18 protein-coding genes and 1 pseudogene are annotated in these 18,678 nt (G+C 40.9%); 9 read left to right on the plus strand and 10 right to left on the minus strand.

Annotated features, from left to right (window positions below; all coding sequences use genetic code 11):
- The first annotated feature begins 62 nt into the window (after positions 1–62).
- The 5 genes and pseudogenes from pstC to HT678_RS07610 all read left to right on the plus strand — a co-directional run.
- A complete protein-coding gene (gene pstC, locus HT678_RS07590; RefSeq protein WP_000165893.1) occupies positions 63–926 on the plus strand; it encodes a phosphate ABC transporter permease subunit PstC in 864 nt (287 codons plus the stop codon).
- A complete protein-coding gene (gene pstA / locus HT678_RS07595) occupies positions 919–1,734 on the plus strand; it encodes a phosphate ABC transporter permease PstA (RefSeq protein WP_000049768.1) in 816 nt (271 codons plus the stop codon). Before pstC ends, pstA begins: the two co-directional genes overlap by 8 nt.
- Position 1,735: 1 nt before the next feature.
- Positions 1,736–2,488, plus strand: a complete 753-nt coding sequence (pstB, locus tag HT678_RS07600) for a phosphate ABC transporter ATP-binding protein PstB (protein ID WP_000536446.1) — start codon at positions 1,736–1,738, stop codon at positions 2,486–2,488.
- 14 nt (positions 2,489–2,502) lie between these two features.
- Positions 2,503–3,153 carry a phosphate signaling complex protein PhoU gene (phoU, locus tag HT678_RS07605; RefSeq protein WP_050223198.1) on the plus strand — a complete coding sequence of 217 codons (651 nt, stop codon included), beginning with the start codon at positions 2,503–2,505 and terminating at the stop codon, positions 3,151–3,153.
- A gap of 61 nt (positions 3,154–3,214) precedes the next feature.
- Positions 3,215–3,607, plus strand: a pseudogene (locus HT678_RS07610) (transposase); the annotation flags it as partial.
- Positions 3,608–3,758: 151 nt separating this feature from the next.
- Here HT678_RS07610 and HT678_RS07615 read toward each other — a convergent pair.
- Positions 3,759–4,010, minus strand: coding sequence for an arginyl-tRNA synthetase (locus tag HT678_RS07615; protein ID WP_172924795.1), 252 nt, complete (start codon positions 4,008–4,010; stop codon positions 3,759–3,761).
- A 412-nt stretch (positions 4,011–4,422) separates the two neighbouring features.
- On the opposite strand from HT678_RS07615, the gene HT678_RS07620 reads away from it, so the two are divergent.
- Both HT678_RS07620 and galU read left to right on the plus strand, forming a co-directional pair.
- Entirely contained in the window at positions 4,423–5,439 is a 1,017-nt protein-coding gene (locus HT678_RS07620; RefSeq protein ID WP_050197613.1) for an NAD(P)H-dependent glycerol-3-phosphate dehydrogenase, read from the plus strand.
- 21 nt (positions 5,440–5,460) lie between these two features.
- Positions 5,461–6,360 carry a UTP--glucose-1-phosphate uridylyltransferase GalU gene (galU, locus tag HT678_RS07625; RefSeq protein ID WP_001185619.1) on the plus strand — a complete coding sequence of 300 codons (900 nt, stop codon included), beginning with the start codon at positions 5,461–5,463 and terminating at the stop codon, positions 6,358–6,360.
- 160 nt (positions 6,361–6,520) lie between these two features.
- Here the strand turns inward: galU and HT678_RS07630 are convergent, their stop codons facing one another.
- The 6 genes from HT678_RS07630 to pbp1b all read right to left on the minus strand — a co-directional run bounded on the left by HT678_RS07630 (position 6,521) and on the right by pbp1b (position 13,304).
- Positions 6,521–7,195 (minus strand): rhomboid family intramembrane serine protease, encoded by a 675-nt coding sequence (locus HT678_RS07630; protein WP_000658506.1) that lies wholly within the window; start codon positions 7,193–7,195, stop codon positions 6,521–6,523.
- The gene (locus tag HT678_RS07635; protein WP_172924797.1) at positions 7,179–7,718 is read right to left on the minus strand and encodes a 5-formyltetrahydrofolate cyclo-ligase; all 540 of its coding nucleotides are present in this window, start codon (positions 7,716–7,718) and stop codon (positions 7,179–7,181) included. The genes HT678_RS07630 and HT678_RS07635 overlap by 17 nt, the downstream gene beginning before the upstream one ends.
- A gap of 11 nt (positions 7,719–7,729) precedes the next feature.
- Entirely contained in the window at positions 7,730–8,860 is a 1,131-nt protein-coding gene (locus HT678_RS07640) for an N-acetyldiaminopimelate deacetylase (RefSeq protein ID WP_172924799.1), read from the minus strand.
- A gap of 66 nt (positions 8,861–8,926) precedes the next feature.
- Complete coding sequence (gene dapD / locus HT678_RS07645) at positions 8,927–9,625, minus strand: 2,3,4,5-tetrahydropyridine-2,6-dicarboxylate N-acetyltransferase (RefSeq protein WP_000127477.1); 699 nt, start codon at positions 9,623–9,625, stop codon at positions 8,927–8,929.
- A 230-nt stretch (positions 9,626–9,855) separates the two neighbouring features.
- Positions 9,856–10,767, minus strand: coding sequence for a DMT family transporter (locus HT678_RS07650; protein ID WP_166728196.1), 912 nt, complete (start codon positions 10,765–10,767; stop codon positions 9,856–9,858).
- 71 nt (positions 10,768–10,838) lie between these two features.
- On the minus strand, positions 10,839–13,304 hold the full coding sequence (pbp1b, locus tag HT678_RS07655) for a penicillin-binding protein PBP1B (protein WP_172924801.1): 2,466 nt from the start codon (positions 13,302–13,304) through the stop codon (positions 10,839–10,841).
- Positions 13,305–13,445: 141 nt separating this feature from the next.
- On the opposite strand from pbp1b, the gene tyrS reads away from it, so the two are divergent.
- Positions 13,446–14,702 carry a tyrosine--tRNA ligase gene (gene tyrS, locus HT678_RS07660; RefSeq protein WP_000546883.1) on the plus strand — a complete coding sequence of 419 codons (1,257 nt, stop codon included), beginning with the start codon at positions 13,446–13,448 and terminating at the stop codon, positions 14,700–14,702.
- Positions 14,703–14,779: 77 nt separating this feature from the next.
- Here tyrS and HT678_RS07665 read toward each other — a convergent pair whose 3' ends face one another.
- Together HT678_RS07665 and HT678_RS07670 are read right to left on the minus strand one after the other, a co-directional pair.
- Positions 14,780–16,840 (minus strand): heavy metal translocating P-type ATPase, encoded by a 2,061-nt coding sequence (locus HT678_RS07665; RefSeq protein WP_101514607.1) that lies wholly within the window; start codon positions 16,838–16,840, stop codon positions 14,780–14,782.
- Between the two features lies 1 nt (position 16,841).
- Positions 16,842–17,120 carry a DUF6110 family protein gene (locus HT678_RS07670; RefSeq protein ID WP_000910909.1) on the minus strand — a complete coding sequence of 93 codons (279 nt, stop codon included), beginning with the start codon at positions 17,118–17,120 and terminating at the stop codon, positions 16,842–16,844.
- A 150-nt stretch (positions 17,121–17,270) separates the two neighbouring features.
- On the opposite strand from HT678_RS07670, the gene HT678_RS07675 reads away from it, so the two are divergent.
- Complete coding sequence (locus HT678_RS07675) at positions 17,271–18,119, plus strand: putative RNA methyltransferase (protein WP_101514606.1); 849 nt, start codon at positions 17,271–17,273, stop codon at positions 18,117–18,119.
- 352 nt (positions 18,120–18,471) lie between these two features.
- On the opposite strand, the gene HT678_RS11975 is transcribed toward HT678_RS07675, so the two are convergent.
- Positions 18,472–18,666, minus strand: a complete 195-nt coding sequence (locus tag HT678_RS11975; protein WP_101514605.1) for a hypothetical protein — start codon at positions 18,664–18,666, stop codon at positions 18,472–18,474.
- Between the last annotated feature and the right edge of the window lie 12 nt (positions 18,667–18,678).

The following is an 18,678-nucleotide window of genomic DNA, read 5'->3' on the forward strand; positions in this document are numbered from 1 at the left end:
TAAAGAAGGCAAGTAGGGAGGTGTCGCATCTCCCTTACTTTCTTCACTAGAAAGGACAAAATGTGACAAAACAAGCCTTCAAAGAAGCAGTTTTTAGGGCAATTTTTTTCATGAGTGCAACAGTAGCTGTTGTAGCTATTTTGCTAATCTGTTTCTTTATTTTTAGTAATGGCTTACCTTTCATGGCTAACTACGGCTTTGCCCGTTTTTTATTAGGCAGTGATTGGTCGCCAACGAACATTCCGGCAAGCTATGGTATTTTACCAATGATCGTTGGTTCCTTATTAATTACCTTAGGAGCGATTGTGATTGGGGTGCCAACAGGCATCTTGACATCGGTGTTTATGGTTTATTATTGTCCAAAGCCCGTCTATGGCTTCTTAAAATCAGCTATCAACTTGATGGCGGCCATTCCATCTATTGTTTATGGTTTTTTCGGCCTACAATTATTGGTGCCTTGGATTAGAACCTTTTTAGGAAATGGCATGAGTGTCCTAACCGCTTCGTTACTATTAGGAATAATGATTTTGCCAACCATTATCAGTTTGTCAGAATCTGCTATCCGAACAGTTCCCAAAACGTATTATTCTGGTAGCTTGGCTCTAGGAGCTAGTCATGAACGGAGTATTTTTAGTGTCATCTTGCCAGCTGCGAGATCTGGTATTTTATCAGCAGTTATTTTAGGAATCGGTCGCGCAGTAGGTGAAACCATGGCAGTTATTTTGGTGGCAGGCAACCAGCCGATTATTCCAAGTGGGCTCTTTTCAGGAACCAGAACCTTAACAACCAATATTGTTCTGGAAATGGCTTACGCATCAGGTCAGCATAGGGAAGCCCTTATTGCAACCTCAGCAGTTCTCTTTTTCCTTATTCTCTTGATTAATGCCTACTTTGCCTACTTGAAAGGAAAATCATCTTATGAGTAAATACCTGCTAAAACTTCTCGTTTATTGTTTTTCAGCTTTAACCTTTGGCTCTCTCTTTTTAATCATTGGTTTTATCCTCATCAAAGGCTTACCTCATCTAAGTCTATCCCTCTTTTCTTGGACTTATACTTCTGAGAACATTTCCCTTATGCCAGCGATTATTTCCACCGTTATTCTGGTCTTTGGTGCTCTTCTTTTAGCCTTGCCCATAGGGATTTTTGCTGGTTTTTATCTTGTGGAATATACAAAAAAAGATTCCCTTTGTGTTAAAATCATGCGATTGGCCTCAGATACCTTGTCTGGGATTCCTTCCATTGTTTTTGGTCTGTTTGGCATGCTCTTCTTTGTAGTCTTCTTAGGTTTTCAATACTCTCTGTTATCAGGAATCTTAACCTCAGTCATCATGGTGTTGCCAGTCATTATTCGCTCAACAGAAGAAGCCCTTTTATCTGTTAGTGATAGCATGCGTCAAGCAAGTTATGGACTTGGGGCAGGTAAGTTACGGACTGTTTTTAGAATTGTTCTACCAGTTGCCATGCCAGGTATTTTAGCTGGAGTGATACTAGCTATTGGCCGTATCGTTGGTGAGACAGCTGCCCTCATGTATACATTAGGTACCTCTACCAATACGCCAAGTAGTCTCATGTCTTCAGGTCGTTCTCTAGCCCTGCATATGTATATGCTGTCAAGTGAGGGGCTACATGTCAATGAAGCCTATGCTACCGGTGTGATTTTGATTATTACTGTTTTAATGATAAATACTCTATCAAGCTTATTATCTCGAAAACTTGTGAAAGGAGCTTCCTAGTATGGGAACATTTTCAGTCAGACACCTAGACTTATTTTACGGGGACTTTCAAGCCTTAAAAAATATTTCGATTCAATTACCAGAAAGACAGATTACTGCCTTGATAGGCCCATCTGGTTGTGGTAAATCAACTTTTCTAAAAACCCTTAATCGGATGAACGATTTGGTTCCTTCTTGCCATATTGAAGGCCAAGTCCTCTTAGATGAGCAAGATATTTATAGTAGCAAATTCAACCTTAATCAGCTACGTAAGCGTGTAGGGATGGTTTTCCAACAGCCTAATCCCTTTGCCATGTCTATCTATGATAACGTGGCTTATGGCCCAAGGACACATGGTATTCGAGACAAAAAACAATTAGATGCCTTAGTGGAAAAATCTTTAAAAGGGGCAGCCATTTGGGACGAAGTCAAAGATAATCTTAAAAAGAGTGCCATGTCCTTATCAGGCGGTCAGCAGCAACGCCTTTGCATTGCGCGAGCTTTAGCAGTAGAACCTGATATTCTGTTAATGGATGAGCCTACTTCAGCCTTAGACCCTATCTCCACTTTAAAAATTGAAGACCTCATTCAGCAACTAAAAAAGGATTATACGATTATCATTGTTACCCATAACATGCAACAAGCTTCACGTATTTCAGATAAAACTGCTTTTTTCTTAACAGGAGAAATTTGCGAATTTGGAGATACCGTTGACGTGTTTACCAATCCAAAAGATCAGCGCACAGAAGACTATATTTCAGGACGGTTCGGATAAGGAAGGAAAAACCTATGAGAAATCAATTTGATTTAGAATTGCATGAATTAGAACAATCCTTTTTAGGACTAGGACAACTTGTCCTTGAAACAGCTTCAAAAGCCTTACTGGCCTTAGACTCCAAAGACAAGGATATGGCAGAGCTAATTATCAATAAGGATCATGCTATCAACCAAAGTCAAAGCGCTATCGAATCGGCCTGTGCCCGTTTGTTAGCCTTGCAGCAGCCACAAGTGTCTGACCTTCGATTTGTGATTAGCATCATGTCTTCTTGTTCAGACCTTGAACGTATGGGAGACCATATGGCAGGCATTGCCAAAGCTGTTTTGCAACTAAAAGAAAATCAACTAGCCCCTGACGAAGAACAGTTACACCAAATGGGTAAATTATCCCTCAGCATGCTGGCCGATTTATTGGTTGCCTTTCCTTTGCACCAAGCCTCAAAAGCTATTAGTATTGCTCAAAAAGATGAACAGATTGACCAATATTATTATGCCTTATCAAAGGAAATCATTGGACTTATGAAAGACCAAGAAACCTCAATTCCCAATGGAACTCAATACCTTTATATCATAGGTCATCTGGAACGCTTCGCTGATTACATTGCTAACATTTGTGAACGCCTAGTCTACCTAGAAACAGGAGAACTAGTGGATTTGAATTAATTCAACTAATCCTTAAAAGAGAAGAGTACGATTAAGTGCTCTTTTTTATGGTTGTAAAAAAGTTCATTTGACCAATTTAAGCAGTGTAGATAGTGAGGAGCTGTTTCAATTCTATCGTGAACGAGGGAATGCTGAAAACTTTATCAAAGAAAGGAAAGCAGGATTCTTTGGGGATAAGACAGATAGTTCGACCATGGTTAAGAATGAAGTACGTATGATGATGGGCTATCTGGCTTATAATCTCTACCTCTTTTTAAAGCAGCTAGCTGGTGATGAAGTAAAGGCCTTGACTATCAAGCGTTTTCGACCTCTCTTCCTTCATATTGCCGGAAAATATGTCTCTACTGCTAGACGACATATTCTCAAATTCTCAAGTCTATACGCCTATTCAAAACAATTTCAAGCCTTATTTGATACAATCTGCCAGATAAATCTGATACTCCCTATTCCATATAGAGCTAGAGGGCAGGGGAAAACATGCCTAACAATAAGTCACCTTATTTTAAAAATCGAGCATCAAACCAAGGGAGGAGTCTGCCCTTTTTTAGGAAAAAATCAAGACAAATCTCCTCAATCATGTCTCGAACATCAGAAATTAAGCAAAATCACCAGAAGGACAGTAGTTTAACTAGCTTTTCTGGTAATTTTTGAACTGTGTAGTTCGTTAGTGCCAGATATGAATAATTTGAGATGATAAATCTTTCTTCCTCAGGTAGCCTATCATAATACTCTTCAAAAATCTTATCAAAAACACTCTCTTTCTTTTGGGCGATAGTTTCATCTTCGTATGTAGGAGTCCTCATCAAGAAATACTTCAATTCTAGGTATTCCTTATCCAACTCTATATAACTTGGCATCAACTTGTAATCTTCAACCTCCAAACGTTCAGCAATATATTTTAACTTTGTTAGTATTGGTCTGGATTCTCCATTTTCAATTCTAATTAATTGACGGATACTTCATTCAGACTCATCGCCACAAAATTCTGAACGACTGATTTTTTTAGCCAAACGTAATCTTTTAATTTTTTCGCCAAACTCTCGCAAGCTACAAGAACCTCCTGAGTTGTTTACCTCTATTATAAGCATATACTGAATCAAACTATCTATCAGATTTCTTCTCACTTTAACTAAAGACTAAGAGTTTATCCCTTCGTCTCGGTTTTTGTATATTTTTCAAGTAACAAAGCCACCATACCCCAGTAATGCAAGTGCAAAATCCCTCAGAATATGATAGAATAAGAGAAAGGACTCTATTAAGGAGGAAATCATGGAAAAACAAACCATCGCCGTCTTGGGACCTGGTTCTTGGGGAACTGCCCTTTCACAAGTCTTAAATGACAATGGACACGAGGTACGTATTTGGGGAAATCTTCCCGAGCAAATCAATGAAATTAATACCAATCATACTAACAAACACTACTTTAAAGATGTCGTTCTAGATGAAAATATCATTGCCTACACCGACTTAGCAGAGGCACTGAGAGATGTGGATGCGATTTTGTTTGTTGTCCCAACAAAAGTGACACGACTTGTTGCCCAACAAGTTGCACAAACCTTGGACCATAAGGTTATCATCATGCACGCATCAAAGGGATTAGAACCTGATAGCCATAAACGATTATCAACCATTCTTGAAGAAGAAATTCCTGAACATCTCCGTAGTGATATCGTCGTTGTTTCAGGACCTAGTCATGCAGAAGAGACCATTGTGCGTGACCTAACTTTAATAACTGCTGCTTCTAAAGATTTACAAACAGCTCAATACGTTCAGGAGCTATTTAGTAATCACTACTTCCGACTTTATACCAATACGGATGTTATCGGGGTCGAAACCGCTGGTGCTCTCAAAAATATTATCGCTGTCGGTGCCGGAGCTTTACATGGTTTGGGATTTGGTGACAACGCTAAGGCAGCCATCATCGCTCGAGGCTTGGCAGAAATCACCCGCCTAGGGGTAGCACTCGGGGCTAATCCACTGACCTATAGCGGCTTATCTGGTATGGGAGATTTGATCGTAACAGGAACCTCCATCCACTCTCGTAACTGGAGAGCCGGAGATGCTCTTGGTCGTGGAGAATCCCTAGCTGATATCGAAGCCAATATGGGCATGGTGATTGAAGGAATTTCAACGACTCGAGCAGCCTATGAGCTAGCGCAAGAACTTGGAGTCTATATGCCGATTACGCATGCCATTTACCAAGTTATTTACCAAGGAACCAATATCAAAGATGCCATTTATAATATCATGAACAATGAATTTAAAGCAGAAAATGAGTGGTCTTAACCCTCTAGAGAAAGGATTCTTATGGCACTGAAAGTTAGAAAAGCAGTCATTCCTGCCGCTGGACTAGGAACTCGATTTTTACCAGCAACCAAGGCCCTTGCTAAAGAAATGTTGCCAATTGTAGACAAACCAACTATCCAGTTTATCGTGGAAGAAGCTCTCAAATCAGGTATTGAAGATATTCTGGTTGTCACTGGTAAATCAAAACGCTCTATTGAGGACCACTTTGATTCAAATTTTGAGCTTGAGTACAACCTCAAAGAAAAAGGTAAAACAGATCTGTTAAAATTAGTAGATGAAGCAACTGGCATGCGCCTTCATTTCATCCGCCAAACTCACCCTCGTGGTCTTGGAGATGCTGTCCTACAAGCCAAAGCTTTTGTAGGGAATGAGCCCTTCGTTGTTATGCTGGGTGATGACCTTATGGACATCACAGATGAGAACGCCGTTCCTTTGACAAAACAACTGATGAAGGATTACGAAAAGACACACGCATCAACCATTGCTGTCATGCCCGTACCACACGAAGACGTTTCATCATATGGAGTCATTGCTCCTCAAGGTGAAGGAATCAACGGACTCTATAGCGTTGAAACTTTCGTTGAAAAACCAGCGACCGAAGATGCACCAAGTGATTTTGCAATCATCGGTCGCTATCTACTCACACCTGAGATTTTTGATATCCTCGAAAAGCAAGCTCCTGGTGCTGGAAATGAAATCCAACTTACTGATGCTATTGATACGCTCAATAAAACACAGCGTGTTTTTGCCCGTGAATTTACAGGAGCTCGTTACGACGTTGGGGATAAGTTTGGATTTATGAAAACATCTATTGACTACGCCCTCAAACATCCACAAGTCAAAGATGACTTAAAAGATTACCTCATCCAACTGGGAAAAGAATTGGCTGAGAAGGAATAATACTCTTCGAAAATCTCTTCAAACCACGTTAGCTTCACCTTGCCGTACTCAAGTATAGCCTGCGGTTAGCTTCCTAGTTTGCTCTTTGATTTTCATTGAGTATAAAATAAAAAAAGATAAGGTTCAAAAAATGCCTTATCTTTTTTCATTTCACAAATTTTCATCCCATTCCCTTGTAGAGAAGTAAGACTGCGAGTCCTACGAACAAGACTAACGCTACCAGTCTCTGACTAGCACTATACATCCGTCTTTCTCCTCTAACTGGAAAGATAATTGCTAGAAATGCACCACCAACTGCACCTCCGATATGGCCTGCTAGGCTGATTCCTGGAATCAGAACACTTCCAATAATGTTAATCACAAAAAGTGTCAGATAAGACTGTCCTAGCTGTTGGATATAAGGATTACGAGTTGCATAGCGAAGAATGATAATCGCGGCAAATAGACCATAAAGGGAGGTGGATGCACCTGCTGCTAAGGATTTGGGACTAAATACAAAAACAAAGAGATTGCCCATCATTCCTGATAAAAGATAGAGAAAAAAAAACTGCTTAGAACCGAAAATCTCCTCTACCTGCCTTCCAAGATAATAAAGTGAAAGCATATTAACAATGAAATGCTCCCACCCAATATGAACAAAAATAGCCGAAAAGAGACGCCAAATTTGCTCGGGAAAGAGGCGAATGGCAGGCCCATACATGGCTCCAAATCGAAATAGAGTATCCGCCCTGTCAAAGTTTCCTCCTGTAGTTACCAACATTAGTAGAAATACCACGGCCGTCACTAAAAGAAAGAAACTCGTCACAGGGTAACGCCTATCAAAGATTTCCTTCATCAATCAAAACCTCCTGAACAGGAATATCATGGTTTTCAGGGATAAAATCCTGAACTTGATAATGATAAACCGTACTCAAAGTATGACCAGTAAACTGTTCCAGATAGCGGTCATAATAACCTCCGCCATAGCCAATCCGATAGCCTTCCATCGTAAAAGCCAGCCCTGGGACATGAATCAAATCAATCTGAGAGGCATCCACCACTTCCAAATTTCCCTGTGGTTCCAGTAAGCCAAAGGAAGTTTTGACCAGTTGTTGCGGATCATAGACCACAAAGTCCATGCGCCCCTTGGGATAGGTTTTGGGTATCAGAACCTTCTTGCCATCCTTCAGCGCCTGCTCAATCAATCCCTGCGTTTGAAATTCGTGCGGAAAAGAGAGATAGGTTGCGATGACCTTGGCTTCTTGGTAGAAGGGATGGTGTAAAAGCCGCTCGGTTAAAGCTTGCTCTATAGCCTGTTTTTGCTCTTGAGATATAGCCTTCATTTCTTGCAAGACTTGCTTGCGTAGTTCCGATTTCATAGACAACCCCTCTACTCTGCTGCCTTCTTTTTCAGGAAACTAGAGACCGCATCCACCCCAATAGCTAATGCTTCTTCCTTAGGAGCCATCTGAGGGTGATGAAGGGCGTAGGGACTATCGATACCCAGCCAAAACATCACGCCATCAACCTTTGAAAGGAGATAACCAAAGTCCTCGCCTGTCATAGCAGGCTCGATATCAATCAACTCAATTCCGTCTTTCTCTTCAAAAAAGTCCATCAGTTCACGCGCCAAGGCTAGATTGTTCTCAACAGGTAGGTATCCACCTTGCTTGAGTTCCACTTCGACTTCCATATCAAAGGCAGCTGCAACACCTTCTGCAACTGTTTTGACCCTTTTTTGCACCAAGAGACTCATGTCCTGTGTCAAGGCCCGAATAGTTCCATGTAAAAAGGCTGTGTCTGTGATGACATTGTTTGTTGTTCCAGCCTGGAAAACTCCAAAGGTCACCACTGCTCCCTCGATTGGGTTAACATTGCGGCTGACAACTGACTGCACCTGGGTTACAAAGTAACTAGCGGCCACCAAGGCGTCATTAGCTTCATGTGGAAAGGCTGCGTGGCCACCTTTTCCTTTGAAACGGATCTTCACCTCGCAAGTCCCTGCAAAGAGTGTATGAGTATTAGTCGCAATCTGGCCGACTTTCAAATCTGGTCGAACATGGAGGCCATAAAATTGATCTGGTAACCAATCTCCAAAAGCACCATCCTCATACATGAGCATACCACCAGCTTCATTTTCTTCAGCAGGCTGAAACAAAAAGAGCAGATTGTTCTTTGGTTGCTCCTCAAGGGCGCGCTCAAGACAGCCCAAGGCAATGGTCATGTGGAAATCATGGCCACAAGCGTGCATACGACCTTGGTGCTGAGAAGCGAAAGGAAGGCCTGTTTGTTCGACGATAGGCAGACCATCAATATCTGTTCTCCAACCAATGGTACGCTCTGGCTGACTTCCCTGCAAATAAACCAAAATCCCTGTCCGCCAAGTACGAACTTGAACAAACTCCTTGCCCGCAGTCAATTTCTCAATCACATCCAGCAAATAAGCATGAGTTTTGATCTCCTCCAAGCCAATCTCTGGAATCTGGTGCAAATCTCGTCTAATCTGAATCAAATCTAACATCTATCTATCCTCCCATATAGCAGAAAGAGGCTGGAAAAGGGTTCCGCCTCTATTTTTCTTTTACAATTACAAGGTACGAAGCGCATCTTCTAGCGCTGTTTTTTGTTGAGTTTGGGCATCAATCTCTTTGATAATTCGAGCTGGAACACCTGCTACTACTACATTTTCTGGAACATCTTGGGTAACGATAGCTCCTGCTGCGACAACTGAACCACTACCGATTTGGACTCCTTCGATAACCACTGCATTGGCACCGATAAGAACATTGTCTCCAACACGGACTGGTTCTGCGCTAGCTGGCTCAATCACACCTGCTAAAACTGCACCTGCACCAACGTGGCTGTTTTTCCCAACGATGGCACGGCCACCAAGGATAGCCCCCATGTCAATCATGGTTCCTGCACCGATTTCAGCACCGATATTGATAACAGCTCCCATCATGATAACAGCATTGTCACCAATTTCTACCTGGTCACGGATAATAGCGCCTGGCTCGATACGAGCGTTGATAGCACGTTTATCTAGCAAAGGAACTGCAGAATTGCGAGCATCTTGCTCAACAACATAGTCTTGATTTTCTACCAAACCATTGAGAAGCGGAGCCACGTCCTTCCAGTCTCCAAATAAAACATTCCCTAGTCTAACAACCGAGCTAGGTACAGCAGTTGCGAGTTGTCCCTCAAAAGTTACTTTCACACTGGTTTTCTTCTCAGCATTAGCGATAAATTGGATAATTTCTTGAGCATTCATTTTTGTAGCAGTCATAAAAAAACCTCTCATTCTTTATAATGATAACTATTCTACCAAAAAAAGCCTCAAATTTGAAGCCTTTTTGTCTGTTTTTAGGTATGATTTTTTAGGGATGTGAGATAAAACGTGCTGTCGGTAAAAGCAAACCCCTACCGATACAACCTAAAAACACTCTTCACAACTATCTCCCCGTGTTTTATTGACTATTCTAGTATAGCACACTTTTAGAATTAAGAAAAGACTTTTTATCTACTTTCTTTCGCTTCTTCTATAGACAAAAATATCATGGGTAAAATAATCAAGGCCATAGCTAGAAGGAGTGACCAATCCACTACCAGGCCTAAGAACAAAACACTCAAGAGAGCAGAAGAGAGAGGTTCACTGGCACTGATAACGGAAACCACCAAAGGAGAAACCAAGGACACCGCCTTCATGGAAATAAAAAAAGCAAAAGCCGTCCCAAAGAAAGCGATAATGAGACAAATCAAGATACTCCAAATATCAAGAGTAAAGGAAAGCTGATGCACTGGCGAGAGAACATTGCTAAATAAACCTGCCAAAATCATCCCCCACCCAACCGTGGGTACAAAACCATAGCGCTTCGCAAAAGGCTGGGGCAAGATAACATTAAACATAACACCCATAGCACTCAGTAAGCCCGTCACAAGGGCTAGTGGTGTCATGGATAACTGAGAGAGATCTCCCTTTGTCGCCATCAAGCAAACACCCAGCATGGCAACCAAAACATAGAAAACAGCGCTTTTTGACGCTCGTTTTTGATAAACCAAGCGATTGTAAAAGAGGATAAAGACAGGGCTAATAAACTGTAAAATAGTTGCTGTCGTAGCATTTGAGTATTCTACACAGAGATAGAAAAAATACTGAACTGAAAAAATCCCCAAAATAGCATAGGCTAAAAAGGGCAGGTAATTTTTCTTGTCTCGCCAAATATCTAGCACTTGCGATTTTAATTGTATTGCAGACCAAATGAGTACAAGACTCCCTGCTAGTGTCAATCGCATAGAGGTAATCCAGCCAGAAGACACCTGGTAATGAGTAAAGAAATACTCTCCTAGAATTCCACAGATTCCCCAGATTAAGCCGGATAGGAGCGAATAAATAGTTCCTTTAACAATCTTTTTCTGATACTGATTCATACCTTTATTGTAACACGAAAGGAAAAAAGAAAAAAGTGGCAATCCATTGATTCGCCACTTCATTTAGAGAATTATCGTCTCGCCCTTGAAGAAGAAGGTCGTGTAGCACTTGAGTTACTGCTATCGCTAGAACTACTACTTGAACTGCTGGAGCTTGATGGAGTTGGTAGACTCCTCACAATACTAGACCAAGCATTCTGATAATCCGCATCACTTCCGCCAATAGCAAAGCGATAACTTGTCGCTGGCGCTCCTGACTTATTAGCCCAATAGCTGGTAACAGTCGAACCTGTGACCTCTACTTCTTTTCCTTCAACAGAAACCTTCCCTGGTTTTTGACCTGTTGATTTCAAGACTTCCGATTTCACTACACTAGGATCTAAAGCAAAGCGCTCGTTCCCCCAAATGCTTGGGGAGGCTTGCTGAATCGCATTTACTAGATGAGCCATGTAATTAGAGTTATTAGAATAACCTGCTCTACGTGACAATGAATGATTATCATCATGCCCAATCCAGCCACCTAGGGTTAATCTAGGTGTCGAAAGCATAAGCCACATATTTTCGTCTTGGTTGGTTGTACCAGTCTTCCCAATCCAATCTGCATTAGCCAGAGTAGGATTTAAAGCAGTCAGATTCGTCTTGAAGGTTGTTGTCACACGAGAGGATAGAACTTCTCGCAGCAATCCCTGCATAATTGTCGCAGTAGCTTTTGAATAGACTTGAACCGGTTTATCCTGATACTCATATACCACTCTACCATCTGCTGCTTCAATCTTTGAAATCACATGCTTCTGATGATAAACTCCATTATTAGCCAAGGTCTGATAGCCATTGGTATGCTGGGCAACTGTGACTTCAATACCACCACCCATTGGCAAGCTCTCAATACCGTACTCAGGAATCTCGTAGCCCATCTTTTCCATATAACCTTTGACATCCACACCCTTTTCACGAAGCATACGATAGGTCCAGTAAGCAGGGATGTTCCATGAATAGTTCAGAGCTTCTCCCAAGGTCATCATTCCTGTCCCCTTGCTATTAGCATACATAATCGGGTTGCCATTAGCAAAGTTTGTTGGATAGTTAGATAGAATCGTTTCACTTCCCATCAAGCCCTGATCAATAGCAATACCGTAGGCCAGCAAGGGCTTGGTAGTAGAAGCTGGCGAACGTTTGGTATCAAAGGCATGATTATTTTGATTTTCTTGATAATTACGACCACCTACAAAGCCTAGAATAGCACCTGTTTGGTTGTCCATCAAGACATTCCCTACTTCTACACGACCTGTTCCATCGTCTAAAAGATAGCCATAATCAGCAACCGCACTTTGCATGGCAGAATGAATTTTCTGATCTATGGTAGTAGTAATCTTATAACCACCATTTTCAATTTCCTTGGCTGCCAAATCTCGATAAAACTTCTGAGTTGCCTCATTTTTCAACTCCTTAGCGGAGACATTGTCTCTCTGAGCTAGATAGTCATACATACGTTCTTGAGCTTCTGCCAAAGTTGTAAAGTATAAATAGTCTCGTGAAATTCCTGTAACCGTGCCCGATGGTAAAAAGTCCTGTTTAAGGTCATAATCCTTGTACTGAGAATACTCGTCTTTGCTTAATGCACCTGTACGATACATACTGTAAAGAACTGCCTTAGCCCGTCTTAAGCCAATTTCTAGGTCTTCATCACTCTTCAACTCCCCAGTATTTTCATAAGGAGAGTAAGTAATGGGACTCTGTGGAAGTCCTGCTAAAAATGCTGCTTGAGGAACAGTCAACTGACTGGCATCGACACCGAAAATCCCCTCAGCCGCCTGCTGAGCTCCTGCAATATTCTGCCCCTTATTATTTCGGCCAAAGGGAGCCACATTGAGATAGGTCGTTAAAATCTCATCTTTATTCATGGCGCGTTCCAAGGCAAGAGCATCCACAATCTCTGTCGCCTTACGAGCCAAGGTCGGCGCATCCCCAACCACCTGCTGTTTAATCAGTTGCTGGGTCAAGGTTGAACCCCCACTAGAGGAACCCAAACCTACAAATTTCCCCAAGGTCGCACGAATCACCGCCTTGGGTACTACACCCTTATGTTCTTTAAAGTGTTCGTCTTCCGTCGCAATGATAGCCTTCTTCAGATTTTCCGAAATTTGCTCAGATGAGATAGAAGTGCGCAACAAATCACTCTCTATGGAAGCAATTACCGTCCCATCCGCATAGGTAATCTCTGAAATAGAAGAGATGTCCTTGACCTGATGTACCAATTCTTCTGTCTGAGGCACCCGAACCTTGTCAAATAAGGCCACTCCGTACCCCAAAGCAATCCCAGCTCCCAACATTCCTCCTAGAAAACCGAGTACAAAGAGTAAGTTAAATAAGGCTTTTATACTCAGTAAAATAGCTGGAAAAACGGCTGACTTATCTAAGGTTTTAGATTTTTTGGTACTTGAACCTTTCTTGCCAGGTCTAGCTGATTTTTTATTTTTTTGTTTTTGCTGGAAAAATTCCAGCATTTTTCGTTTTAATTCATTTAATTGATTTTGCATGGATTTCCTCACTCTATCTATTATACCATAAAAGGGAAACTTTCAATAAAATAGCCACTTTCTTCCCTATTCTGCTAGGCTATTGCCCAAGTTTGTGATACAATAGTTAGAAACAATAATTTTAAAAAGGAGAAAAGACACATGCACATTTTTGATGAGCTAAAAGAGCGTGGTTTGATTTTTCAAACGACTGATGAAGAAGCTTTGCGTAAAGCCCTAGAAGAAGGTCAAGTTTCTTATTATACTGGCTACGATCCAACTGCTGACAGCCTTCACCTAGGCCATCTTGTCGCAATCTTGACAAGTCGTCGCTTGCAACTAGCAGGTCACAAACCTTATGCGCTCGTTGGCGGTGCTACAGGTCTCATCGGAGATCCGTCCTTCAAAGATGCTGAGCGTAGTCTCCAAACAAAAGACACAGTAGATGGCTGGGTCAAGTCTATCCAAGGACAACTTTCTCGTTTTCTTGACTTTGAAAATGGGGAAAACAAGGCTGTCATGGTCAACAACTACGACTGGTTTGGCAGCATCAGCTTCATTGACTTCCTCCGTGATATTGGAAAATACTTCACGGTCAACTACATGATGAGTAAGGAATCTGTTAAAAAACGGATTGAAACAGGGATTTCTTACACTGAGTTCGCTTACCAAATCATGCAAGGTTACGACTTCTTCGTCCTTAACCAAGACCACAACGTAACGCTACAAATCGGTGGTTCTGACCAGTGGGGAAATATGACAGCTGGTACTGAATTGCTTCGTCGTAAAGCTGACAAGACTGGCCACGTTATAACTGTTCCACTGATCACAGATGCAACTGGTAAGAAATTTGGTAAATCAGAAGGAAACGCAGTCTGGCTCAATCCTGAAAAGACTTCTCCATACGAAATGTACCAATTTTGGATGAACGTGATGGACGCAGACGCTGTTCGCTTCTTGAAGATCTTTACTTTCTTGTCACTTGATGAGATTGAAGACATTCGTAAACAATTTGAAGCAGCGCCACACGAACGCTTGGCTCAAAAAGTCTTGGCTCGTGAAGTCGTTACACTTGTTCACGGCGAAGAAGCCTACAAAGAAGCCCTCAACATCACTGAGCAGCTCTTTGCAGGAAACATCAAAAACCTTTCTGTTAAAGAACTTAAACAAGGACTTCGTGGTGTGCCAAACTACCAAGTACAGGCAGACGAAAATCACAATATCGTGGAACTGCTCGTCTCATCTGGTGTGGTTAACTCAAAACGCCAAGCCCGTGAAGACGTCCAAAACGGAGCCATTTACTTAAATGGCGACCGTATCCAAGACCTTGAATATGTCTTGAGTGACACTGATAAGTTAGAGAACGAACTGACTGTTATCCGTCGTGGAAAGAAAAAATACTTTGTATTGACTTACTAAACTGTTCAACATTTACCTATAAAAAAAGGAGTTACCCTCGAGAAAGGTAACTCCTTTTTGCTGTTAATAGTCCCCACCTATCCCTTAATAGACAGGCTACGCAGTACAATGCGTAAGGTTGTTAGATTATGTAAGATAGAGAGATTTGAAGGACTGAGCCAATTAAACAAGCCAAAGCCAATCAAACTACTATTTACGACAACGGTATCTTGAATATTCTTCTTGATGAGTGTTTGCAAAGATGATGATAGCGAATCCAACTCTTGGAAGAAATCCAAGCGATTATCTAACAATAAAATATCGCTCATCTGCTTAGAAATATCTGCACTCTCATTCATCACCACACCGATATCTGATAGGGTTAGAGCAGCTGAGTCATTCAACCCATCCCCAACCATCAAAATAGTGTGACCTGCTTTCTGCAGTTCCTCTACTAACTCAAATTTCCCATCAGGTTTCAAATCTGTATAAACCTGATCAAAGGGCAAATCTTTGACTAATTGCTCTGTCCTAACCAAGGTGTCCCCTGTTGCCAGAATCAATTTTTTCCCTTGTGCCTTAAGTTTCTCCAAGGCTGCTTTTGCTTCTTTTCTCAAAGGAGTATGAATGCAGAACATTCCAATCAATTCATTCTGATAAGCCAAGAATAAGAGATTGTAGTGACTCTTGTACTCTTCAATTAAAGCATTTTGTTCCAAACTGATATGAATCTGCTCATCCTGCATCAAGACATAATTCCCAATAAGAACTGGTTGGCCATCGATATGAGATTTGATCCCCTTGCTTGCGATATATTGGAGTTTCCCATGCATTTCCTCATGTTCAATCCCCTCTATCTCGGCTTGCTTGACGATGGCATTAGCAATAGGATGATAAATGTGTTCCTCAAGACAGGCACTGATTCTGAGAATATCTTCCTCACTATAGTCCCCAAAAGGTAACACCTTTTCAACTATAGGATAACTAGTTGTGATTGTTCCCGTCTTATCAAACAAGAAAGTATCAACTTCCAGATATTTCTCCAGAACATCTCCATCCTTAATCACCATTTCACGGTTCAACCCCTCCTTGATAGCTGTCAAATAAGCTACAGGAGTAGAGATTTTCAAAGCGCAGGAGAAATCGACCAATAGGAAAGAAATAGCCTTAGAAAAAGAACCTGTTAATAGGTAAGTCAGCCCAGCCCCCAAGAAATTATATTTGACGACCTTGTCCGCCATTTTGATGAAATAGCGTTGTTTCGTTTTCTTGTTTTCTTCAGATTTCTTCATCAACTCAATCAGTTGTAAAATCCGGCTGTTCATCTGATTATCGGTTACACGAATGCGCAACTCTCCAGTTTCTAATACTGTATTTGCACAAACCAAATCAGACTCTCTTTTTTCAACTGGAAAACTCTCTCCCGTCAAGGAACTTTCGTTGACCATACCTAAACCTGAAACTACTTGTCCATCAAACAGAATTTCATTTCCTTGAGATAGGACCAAGACATCTCCTATTTGAACATCGGAACTCTTGATACTAACAACCGTATCCCCCTGTACTAAGAATACGTCGCTCTCTTTTGCAAGAAGACTCTGTTCTAAATCTGTTGCAGTTTTTTTCAAGGACCACTGATCTAAATGATTCCCCAAATCAAGCATAAACATGATATTACTAGCTGTCTTGGATTGGTTCATAAACAAGGACAATAAAATCGCCGAACAGTCCAAGACTTCCATCGTTAGTTCCTTACGCGCTAGTGTTTGATAGGCTTCTCTAATATAACCAAAAGCCTGATAACAAGTCCATATATAGCGAATAGGATACGGCACAAAACTACGAAAAAGCACACGCTTAATCGCTGCACCTGAAACAATAGAATAAGCACTCTCTTCTCTACGAATGGGAAGAGTCATCAACTCAGAAACTTTCCCTTTGTCAATTCTTTTTAAAAAGGCTTCTGCATTATCTAATACAGAAAAGCCTTCTTTTATACGTAGAGTAAAGTGCTGTTGATCCATGTAAAACTGGATAGACTCAATCCCCTTTTCATCTCTCGCCAAGGAACGAAGATAGTCTTGAATATCCAAGGTGAGTGAAAAAGAAGATGATAGTCGGATATGTTGGTATCCTCTATGTAGCACTTTAAAAGACATATTATTCTCCTATAAGGCTATCTAATTGCTCTTCTTTTTTCTCTTGCTCGTATAAATATTTGGCATCTTGCAAGACATCGTCTCCATGTTGTTTCACAACAGAAACAGATGCATCTAGCTCGTCTTTCAACTTGTAAGCCTTAGCCAAAGCTTTAGAATAACCTTTTTTAGCTTCCTTACTTGCCAAGATTTTCAAACCAAGGGTACCAAATGCAACACCACCTAAAAAGAGTGATGATTTTTTCGCAACTTTTGCGACAGTCAATACTTCTTTTAACATACTTATTTCCTCCTTATCATTATTATATAGCAATTTAGATATAAAAGCAATTTAATTTTGGCACTTTGAAAAGTAATGATACTACTATTTAATTCTATTACAAATCATCCTAAAGTTGCTTTCATTTACCTCTTTTGATACACTTAAACTATGAATATAAACCTCAAACCTAAACTCCAGCGTTTTGCTTCTGCGGCTGCCTTTGCCTGTCCTATCTGCCAAGAAAATCTGACTCTGGTAGAGAGCAGTCTCAAATGCTGCAACCGTCATTCTTTCGACTTGGCAAAATTTGGCTATGTCAATCTGGCACATCAAACCAAGCAATCTGCCAACTACGACAAAGAAAACTTTCAAAACCGCCAACAAGTCCTAGAAGCAGGCTTTTACCACGCTATCTTAGAGGCTGTATCTGACTTGCTTGCAAGCTCAAAAACAACCACAACAATTTTGGATATCGGTTGTGGTGAAGGATTCTATTCTCGCAAACTACAAGAAAGTCACTCTGAAAAAACTTTCTATGCCTTTGACATCTCCAAAGATTCAGTCCAAATCGCTGCTAAAAGTGAACCCAACTGGGCAGTCAATTGGTTCGTTGGTGACTTGGCTCGTCTTCCTATAAAAGACACCAGCATGGATATCCTACTAGATATCTTTTCACCTGCCAACTATGGAGAATTTCGTCGCGTTTTATCCAAAGACGGTATCTTGATCAAGGTTATCCCAACTGAAAATCACCTCAAGGAAATCCGTCAGAAGGTGCAAGACCAGCTGACAAACAAGGACTATTCCAACCAAAATATCAAAAATCATTTCCAAGAACACTTTACCATCCTATCTAACCAAACTGCCTCTCTGACTAAGACTATCACAGTAGAACAACTCCAAGCCCTACTCAGTATGACTCCTCTCCTCTTTCACGTTGACCAGAGCAAGATTGACTGGAGCCAACTGACAGAGATTACTATTGAGGCTGAGATTCTGGTTGGGAAAGCATTCTAAACTAGACTTCCCAAAGGTATAAAACTTACCGAAAATCTTCAATATTACAAAAACGCATAAGAACAGGTACTCAAACCTTAATCTTATGCGTTTTGTTATGCAAAAATCACTGGAGTTTCTATACACATTAAGAGGAAATATTTGAAATCAGTTCTTTTAATAACCATTGAATACCATATACTACATTTACCCCAAATATGATATAGGCCGTATAAATCAAGTATTTCGATTTCTCCCGCCTCAAAGAATAAATCTTGTACAAGATAAATAAATTTAAAATAATAAATAATAGAGACAAAATCTTCCTCCAAAATCAATATTAAAAGTAGCCAGTCAGGCATATACCTCATATTTATTTTCGATTCGAGATAACAAACTTATCAATAAATAGCAAGTGATATAAGGCAAGTACAGACCCCCAGGAACTACCTCGAAGAGAGATTTCTTGATGATTGAGAGGAAACAAATCATGGTTACCTATATAGAGGCAGGTCAAAATAACAAATAAAATCCAAAATAAATCCGTCCATTTATATTTTGAAGCCAAATTTCAAGTTCA

This window comes from Streptococcus sp. 3167 (genome assembly GCF_013277175.1).
GTDB classification, from domain to species: domain Bacteria; phylum Bacillota; class Bacilli; order Lactobacillales; family Streptococcaceae; genus Streptococcus; species Streptococcus pseudopneumoniae.